Origin of the sequence: Streptomyces sp. sk2.1, assembly GCF_008120935.1 — a bacterium.
GTDB lineage: Bacteria > Actinomycetota > Actinomycetes > Streptomycetales > Streptomycetaceae > Streptomyces.
The window spans coordinates 1-7,699 of sequence record NZ_RDBO01000144.1; the positions used below are offsets into that span (position 1 = coordinate 1).

General features: G+C 72.9%; 9 protein-coding genes. 4 read left to right on the forward strand and 5 right to left on the reverse strand.

Annotation, left to right across the window (positions count from 1 at the left end; all coding sequences use genetic code 11):
* Nucleotides 1-411: 411 nt before the first annotated feature.
* The 4 genes from EAO76_RS41510 to EAO76_RS41520 all read right to left on the reverse strand — a co-directional run bounded on the left by EAO76_RS41510 (nt 412) and on the right by EAO76_RS41520 (nt 1,603).
* A complete protein-coding gene (locus EAO76_RS41510; RefSeq protein WP_148841414.1) occupies nt 412-612 on the reverse strand; it encodes a hypothetical protein in 201 nt (66 codons plus the stop codon).
* A 57-nt stretch (nt 613-669) separates the two neighbouring features.
* Entirely contained in the window at nt 670-864 is a 195-nt protein-coding gene (locus EAO76_RS41515; protein WP_148841415.1) for a hypothetical protein, read from the reverse strand.
* Between the two features lie 73 nt (nt 865-937).
* Nucleotides 938-1,111, reverse strand: coding sequence for a hypothetical protein (locus EAO76_RS45095; RefSeq protein WP_187439020.1), 174 nt, complete (start codon nt 1,109-1,111; stop codon nt 938-940).
* A 288-nt stretch (nt 1,112-1,399) separates the two neighbouring features.
* The gene (locus tag EAO76_RS41520) at nt 1,400-1,603 is read right to left on the reverse strand and encodes a hypothetical protein (RefSeq protein WP_148841416.1); all 204 of its coding nucleotides are present in this window, start codon (nt 1,601-1,603) and stop codon (nt 1,400-1,402) included.
* 465 nt (nt 1,604-2,068) lie between these two features.
* On the opposite strand from EAO76_RS41520, the gene EAO76_RS41525 reads away from it, so the two are divergent.
* The gene (locus tag EAO76_RS41525; protein WP_148841417.1) at nt 2,069-3,970 is read left to right on the forward strand and encodes an alkyl/aryl-sulfatase; all 1,902 of its coding nucleotides are present in this window, start codon (nt 2,069-2,071) and stop codon (nt 3,968-3,970) included.
* A 131-nt stretch (nt 3,971-4,101) separates the two neighbouring features.
* The gene (locus EAO76_RS41530) at nt 4,102-5,403 is read left to right on the forward strand and encodes a hypothetical protein (RefSeq protein WP_148841418.1); all 1,302 of its coding nucleotides are present in this window, start codon (nt 4,102-4,104) and stop codon (nt 5,401-5,403) included.
* Between the two features lie 16 nt (nt 5,404-5,419).
* On the opposite strand, the gene EAO76_RS41535 is transcribed toward EAO76_RS41530, so the two are convergent.
* Nucleotides 5,420-6,673, reverse strand: coding sequence for a DUF2254 family protein (locus EAO76_RS41535; protein WP_148841419.1), 1,254 nt, complete (start codon nt 6,671-6,673; stop codon nt 5,420-5,422).
* Nucleotides 6,674-6,823: 150 nt separating this feature from the next.
* Here EAO76_RS41535 and EAO76_RS41540 point away from each other — a divergent pair, with 150 nt between their 5' ends.
* Together EAO76_RS41540 and EAO76_RS41545 are read left to right on the forward strand one after the other, a co-directional pair.
* Nucleotides 6,824-7,309, forward strand: coding sequence for a DUF1269 domain-containing protein (locus EAO76_RS41540; protein ID WP_148841420.1), 486 nt, complete (start codon nt 6,824-6,826; stop codon nt 7,307-7,309).
* Nucleotides 7,310-7,469: 160 nt separating this feature from the next.
* Nucleotides 7,470-7,699 (forward strand): hypothetical protein (locus tag EAO76_RS41545; RefSeq protein WP_148841421.1); only part of this gene is annotated, 230 nt, incomplete at its 3' end.

The following is a 7,699-nucleotide window of genomic DNA, read 5'->3' on the forward strand; positions in this document are numbered from 1 at the left end:
GCTCCCGATGTGAGCCCATTGCGCCGTCCCCGTCCCCGGTGGGGGAGCCCCGTGAACGCGGCGACGCTTCAGGGGGCGGTGGGCCGCCCCGGCGGCACGGGCGCCGAGCGGTAGGCCCGTCGCCCCCGGCCCCGGCACGGGGAGCCGCGGCCACCGTGCCGGGGCCGGGCCGTGAGTCCGGGCGTGGTGGTGGCATGGGCGGGCGACCGCCCCGGAGGCGCTCGTCCCCACGTCCCCCACGCACCGTCGCTTCCGGCCGGCCCCGGCACGGTGGCCGCGGCTCCCCGTGCCGGGGCCGGGGGCGACGGGCCTACCGCTCGGCGCCCGTGCCGCCGGGGCGGCCCACCGCCCCCTGAAGCGTCGCCGCGTTCACGGGGCTCCCCCACCGGGGACGGGGACGGCGCAATGGGCTCACATCGGGAGCTCGACGTCGCTGCCGGTGTAGTTGTAACCGGCGACGAAGGCGTTCACCAGGGCGACGCCGAGGGCCACGCCGGCCACGACCCCGGGGGTCGCGGCGACCGGCGCGAAGGTCGACAGCGCCCGGCCGGGGTCGGACTCGGACAGACCGCCGGCACCGCGCAGGGCGGCCGGTGTCGGAGACGTGCTCACAGGGTTCTCCTCACTGGAGTGATGGAACGAAATGGTCCGGTGTCGGGGGAAACGCGACTACATCGGGAGTTCGATGTCGCTCCCGGCCGCGCGGCCGACCGCGTAACCGGCGAGGAACGCGACTCCCACGCCGGCCACGATGGCCACCGGGGTCGCGGCGACCGGTGCGAGGGCCGGCAGCGTCACGCCGGGGTCGGACTCGGTCAGGGCACCGGTCGCGGTCAGGACGGCCGGAGCCGAGGATCTGCTCATGAAACTCTCCTACTGGTGAGGTGTCGGGTACTGGTGAGGTGCCGGGCCACCCGCAGCGGGCGGCCCGTCGGGCCTACTGCGGGAGCTGCGTGGTGCTTCCGGTGAGGCAGACCGAGATGTCGACGCAGGCCGTCATGGTGAACGTGACGGAGGCGACCGGAACGGTGTCGAGCGGCGCCCGGCCGGGGTCGGACTCGGACAGGGCACCGGTCTCGGACAGAACGGCCGGTATCGAAGCGGTACTCAAGGACTTCTCCTTGCTGGTGGGCGGCCGGTGGGGTGACGTCATGGGCGGGCGGCGCCGACGGGGCGGACCCACAGGTCGGGGCGCCGAGTGCCGTCGGCCGCGTACCCGGTCGACGGACGGCCTTCGCGTCGTGGAGCCGTCATGGGTACGGCGACCGACGCGGGCGGCCCCTGACGGGACACGGCTCCGACGGGGGGTCGGGACGGGCCGCCCCGGTGGGGGCGGCGGGTGTCCGGGCCACGCGCCGGGCGTCTTCCCCGGCCGATACGGGTGGCGGGGTGCCGCTGCCTACATCGGGAGTTCGATGTCACTACCACCGGCCAGCTCGCGGGCGGCCACGCCGGCCGCGAAGGCGATCACCACGGCACTCGCGGTGGCCACGACGGCCGGGGTCGCGGCGACCGGGGACGCGCCCCCGAACACCCGGCCACCGGCGCTCTCGTCGAGCGGGGCGATGCCCCTGGTCCAACCGGGCTGTCTGAATTCGGGCATGTTTCTCCTTCATGGGCGGGCCGTCACCGGGGCGTCCTCATCCGGGCGCGTGCAAGCGCACCCGGGGCCCGGCACCCCGCGTGAACAGGCGTTCTGTGATGCGCTCCACACGATGCCGAGAGCCCGGCGGAAAGGGAAGACCACTCCGCCGGCATGAGGATGCGGACTCCGAAGCAACATGCTGCGGGTTCGGGCACGGGGGTATGCGGCGCTTACCGCTTCCGTTAATCCGTCCCGGAACGCGTGGCGTTGTGGGGGCCAAGGGGTCGCAGGTTCAAATCCTGTCGTCCCGACTCGTGGGAGTCGTGGTTCAGGGGCCGTGTCGGAGAGATCCGACACGGCCCCTGAACCTTTTCGCGTTTCCCGTATGGAGCAGTCCCGATCGTGTCCCGGCCGGACGCCGGTGGAGGGTGGTCGTGACGCGTCGGCCGACGACCGGGGCGAGGGCGAGACAGGGAGCGAGAGATGACCCGGAACGACGATTCCAGGCCGGCCGAGCAGTGGATCGCGAAGGGCAACGCGGCGGTCCTCCAGCGTTTCCCCTTCGACGACACCCGCGACCTCGACGACGCGCGGCACGGCTTCCTGGGCGCCGCCGAGGAGACGGTGGTGCGCGACGCGGCCGGCCGCCCGGTCTGGGACCTCGACGCCTACGGGTTCCTGCGGGGGGAATGCCCCGAGACGGCCAATCCGAGCCTGTGGCGCCAGAGCGGGCTCTGCGCCGAACACGGCCTCTTCGAGGTGGTCGAGGGCATCTACCAGGTACGCGGCTTCGACCTGTCCAACATGACGGTGGTCGAGGGCGAGCGGGGCATCCTGGTGATCGATCCCCTGATCTCCTCGGAGACCGCCGCGGCGGCCCTCGCCCTGTACCGCGCCCACCGGGGCGACCGGCCGGTCGCCGGGGTCCTCTACACGCACAGCCACGTCGACCACTTCGGCGGCGTGCGGGGCGTCGTGACCGACGACGAGGTCGCGGGCGGCGTCCCGGTCATCGCTCCCCGGGGGTTCCTGGAACACGCGGTCAAGGAGAACGTCTACGCGGGCACGGCGATGGCCCGCCGCGCCGCCTACATGTACGGGGCCTCGCTGCCGAAGGGGGAGCGGGGGCAGATCGGCACGGGACTGGGCCAGACCACCTCGACGGGGACGGTCGGCCTGATCGCCCCGACGCTGGACGTCACCCGCACCGGGCAGACCGAGACGGTGGACGGCATCCGCATGGTCTTCCAGTTGACGCCCGGCACCGAGGCCCCCGCCGAGCTGAACATCCACTTCCCCGACCACGCCGCCCTGTGCATGGCCGAGAACGCCACCCACAACCTGCACAATCTGCTCACCCTGCGCGGGGCCGAGGTGCGCGACCCGCGGCAGTGGGCCCACTACCTCACCGAGGCCGTCGGCCTCTTCGGCGACGACACCGACGTGGCCTTCGCCTCGCACCACTGGCCGGTCCGGGGCCGCGAGCGCGTAGTCGAGTTCCTCTCCGAGCAGCGCGACGTCTACGCCTATCTGCACGACCAGACCCTCCGCAGGCTCAACCAGGGGTACACGCCGCTGGAGATCGCCGAGGAGATGGCGATGCCCCCGGCCCTGGAGCGGGCCTGGCACACCCACGGCTACTACGGTTCGGTCAGCCACAACGTGAAGGCCGTCTACCAGCGGTACCTGGGCTGGTTCGACGGCAACCCGGCCCACCTGTGGGAACACCCCCCGGTCGAGAGCGCCACGAGGTACGTCGAGTTCATGGGCGGTGCCGACGAGGTGCTGCGCCGCGCGCGCCGGTCGTTCGCCGAGGGCGACTACCGCTGGGTGGTCCAGGTGGTGAACCACGTGGTGTTCGCCGATCCCGGCAACGCGGACGCCCGGGAGCTGCAGGCCGACGCGCTGGAGCAGCTGGGGTACGGCAGCGAGAACGGGACCTGGCGCAACTTCTACCTCACCGGGGCGCTGGAGCTGCGGCACGGTTCCGTGGGCACCCCGACGACCACGGCCTCCCCCGACCTGCTGGGCGCGCTGACCCTGGACCAGCTCTTCGACGCCCTCGCCGTCCGGGTCGACGGGCCGGGCTCCTGGGACGCGGACATCTGCGTGCGCTGGCGGCCGAAGGGCGGCGACCCGGTCACCCTGCGCCTGCGCAACGGCGTCCTCACCCACGTCACGGGCGACGGCCCGGCCGCCTTTGAACCGGACGTCGAGGTGACGCTGGGCGAGGACGACCTGCGGGCGGTGCTGCTGGGCGCGACGACCCTCCCCGAACTGCTGGAGCGGGACGGGGCGCAGGTGGCGGGCGACCCGGGGAAGGTGGCCGAGCTGCTCGGCCACCTCGACGAGGCGGATCCCGATTTCGCCGTCGTCGTGCCGTGAGCGGCCGCTGGTCCCGGCTCACCCGAACGACCGGTTCCCCTCGCCGCGTACGGAGAACCGGGATCCTCTGAAAACCGGGGGCCTCCGGACCACGGGGGAAGGGGGACGCACCACGACCGGAGGAGGAACCCGTGGCCGAGGACGGGGAAGCCGGGACGCCCGGGGAGGCGGAGCGGGAACTGCGCGGACGCGTGGCCGCGCTGGAGGCCGGGGCGGCCGCGCCCCGCGGGCGGCACCGGGTGCGGTCGTCCCTCGCGGTGGTGCTCGTCCTGATCGGATGTCTGCTCGCCCCGCTGGGGATCGTCGCGGCGTGGGCGGCGGACGAGGTCGGTGACACCGACCGCTACGTCGCGACCGTGGCGCCGCTCGCCTCCGACCCCGATGTGCAGGACGCCGTTGCCGGCCGGGTGACCGACGCGCTCATGACCCGCATCGACCTGTCGACCCTGCTCTCCGACGTCGCCGCCAAGGACCGCCCACGGCTGGAGAAGGCCCTGGGACGGCTCGGGGACGCGCTGGAGGGGGCCGTGCGCAGCTTCGTGCACGACAAGGCCCGGGAGGTCGTGGCCTCCGACGCCTTCGAGCGGGTCTGGATCCGGGCGAACCGGGCGGCCCACGCCTCCGTGGACAAGGCGCTGACCGGCAGCGGCGGCGGTGCGGTGCAGCTCGACGGGGACGCCGTCACGCTGGACCTGGGGCCGGTCGTCGACCGGGTGAAGCAGCGTCTGGTCGACGCGGGGATGAAGGCCGCCGGACGGATTCCCGAGGTGCACACCGACTTCACGCTGGTGAAGTCGGAGGACATCGGGCGGGTCAGGACCTGGACGCGCCTGCTCCAGCTGGCGGGCGTCTGGCTCCCGGTCCTGGCCGTCCTGCTGGTCGGCGGCGGCGTCCTGCTCTCGGTCCGGCGGCGCAGGGCCCTGGTCGTCGGCGCGCTCGGGGTCGCGGCCACCACCGTGCTGCTCGGCATCGCCCTGCGCGTCTTCAGGGCGTTCTATCTGGACGCCCTGCCGCCGGACGTCTCCCGGGCGGCCGCCGGATCGGTCTACGACGTGCTCACCCACTTCCTGCACACGATGGTCCGGATGACCGCGGCCCTCGGCGTCGTCGTCGCCCTGTCCGCCTGGCTCACCGGCACCGGCCGCCGGGCCGCTCTCGTCAGGAGCCTGTGGACCGCGGGCATCGGGGCCGCGCGGACCACCGCCGACCGGGCGGGGCTGCGGACCGGCCCGGTCGGTCCGTTCGTGCGCCGGTACCGGACCTGGATCGTCTGGATCCTCGTGGCGGCCGGGCTCGTGACGTACCTCCTGTGGTCCTACCCCACCGGCTGGGTCGTCGTCGGCCTGGCCCTGGCCCTGCTGTTCGCCCTCGCGCTGACGGACTTCCTGGCAGGCGGAGCCGATGCCGACGAGGCGGTGGGGCGTACGGGCTGACGCCCGCGGACGCGGCTCAGCCGGTGGGCCCGTCCGCGGCGAAGGAGGGGCGCCGGTCCGCGAGCCGCCGCTCGGTCCACCGGAGCCGTCGTTCCAGTACGGGTCGGCAGCCGGCGGGCGCCACCGCGAGGACGCCGGACAGGAGGACGCGGCAGCGGGCGAGCACCATGGGGGCGTTCGCGGCGGCGTCGAGGACGTCGTCCAGACCGGTCCGCAGCAGTTCCTCCCAGCCGGGCACGGACATCACCAGGCGTACGGCACCCGTCCGGTCGGCGATCGCCCGGGTGGCCCGTCCGGTGTCCCCGGCGACGAGGCGGCGCAGCAGGTCCTCCAGGGTGTCCAGGACCTGCACGGCGGTGGCGGGGTCGTTGACCGCGGGGGAGAGCGCCCGCAGCCCGATGTCGGCGAGCAGCCGGAAGGCGAGCGCCGGGTCCTGGTGGAACGTGCGCTCCCTCCCCACGACCACCGCCCCCAGGACGTCCTCCTCGGGCACCGGACCGCCGTGGACGTCGGCCACCACGTCGCCCCGGTACAGGGTGTCTCCCACCCGGGCGCGCAGGACGACGACCGCGCCCGTGCGCGCGGCGGCCCTCGCCGCCCGGACGAGGTCGAGCTGTTCGACGAGCGCGGCGTCCCCCCGCCAGCGGACGGAGGAGACCGGCCCGGACGTTTCCGGCCCGTCGGGGAGAGCGGGCCGCGGCTCCCCGTCGCCGACGGGCGGGTAGTACATGGCGAGCGCGTCCAGGCCGCGGCCGCGCAGGTCGTCCAGGACGTGGGAGAGCTGGATGGAGCGCAGGGCGTCGAGCTGCAGCCTGCGCACGAGCAGCAGGGTGAGCGCGGCGAGGACCAGGGTCGTGACGGGGACGGCCAGGGAGACGCTCGGACGGGAGCCGATGGTGAGCATCGAGGCCACGGTGAAGGCGAGCACGCCGATCGTGAACGCGAAGACCCGCCAGACCACGGGATCCGAACGGAAGAGGGTGAGGCGGTGGCTGAAGTTGCCGGCCGCCCACTGCACGACCAGGAACAGCAGGGAGAAGATCAGGGTGGTGATGCTCAGGACCCCCAGCCCGACCACCTTGAGCACGTCCACGACCCGGTCGGACGCGACCCGGGCGCCGCCGTCGATCCTCGACAGGAGGATGCCCAGCGCGACCGCCACGGCCACGGCCACCGCGTGGGCGCTCCCGGCGCGCAGCGCCCGCCGGGGACGTACGACGCGTTCGGCCGAACGGCCCAGGCCGAGCAGCGTCATCGGCGGTTCGTGCACAGCGCTCTCCCCTCACCGGGGCCGCGGGATGTCCGCCCGCGGTGCGGTCTCCCTCGCCCCGTGAATTGAATTGGGCGAAATGCACCCTATGCTCAATTCGCTTACTTTGGGGTTCCGTCGATCGCGCGCAGTCGCGCCTGGAGGAGCCTCATGGCCACGTTGACCGTATGGAAGTTCGATACGCCGGAGGGGGCCGGCAGTGTCGAGGACACGCTTCTGAACCTGCAGAAGCAGGAGCTGATCAAAGTGCTGGACGCGGCCACGGTCAGCTGGCCCGCGGAGGCGGGGAAGCCGAAGACGAAGCAGCTGCACAACCTCGCGGGAGCGGGCGCACTCTCCGGCACGTTCTGGGGCATGCTCTTCGGCCTGCTCTTCTTCATGCCGCTGCTCGGTGCGGCGGTCGGTGCCGCGGCCGGTGCGCTGGGCGGCAAGATGGCCGACATCGGCATCGACGACGACTTCATCGACTCGGTCAAGTCGCAGGTGACCCCGGGTACTTCGGCGCTCTTCCTGCTCTCCCAGGACGTCGTGGTCGAGCGGGTGCGCAATGCCTTCCCCGGTGGTCACACCGAGCTGATCCACTCCAACCTGGACAGCGAGAAGGAGGCCAGGCTCCGCGAGGTCTTCGCGCACTGAGCCCGCGGCCCCGGACGGGGCGCCGTGCGACGACACCGGTCGGGAGCATCCGTCCGGTGTCATCGCACAAGAAGCGTCCGGATGTCCAACTTCCGTTCCCTCAAGGTCACTTGACACTATAGTGCTCACCGATTCGCCGTTCGGGAACGGGGAGTGACGGATGGCGCTGGACGATGTCCTGGCACATTTGACCTTCAGGGAAAGATTCACCCGCAGGAGAGTGCGCTTCGAGCGCGGGTCCGGTGCGCTCGTCATCCAGGTCGAGGGCGAACCCGACCCCGTCCGGCAATGGCTGGAGGCTCTGGTCAAGAGCTATCGGGGCATCGTGCCGGTCAACAATCCGAGCGACGTCGGGGCCGGGGCGGTCGAGGAACCCGAGGAGACCGGGGC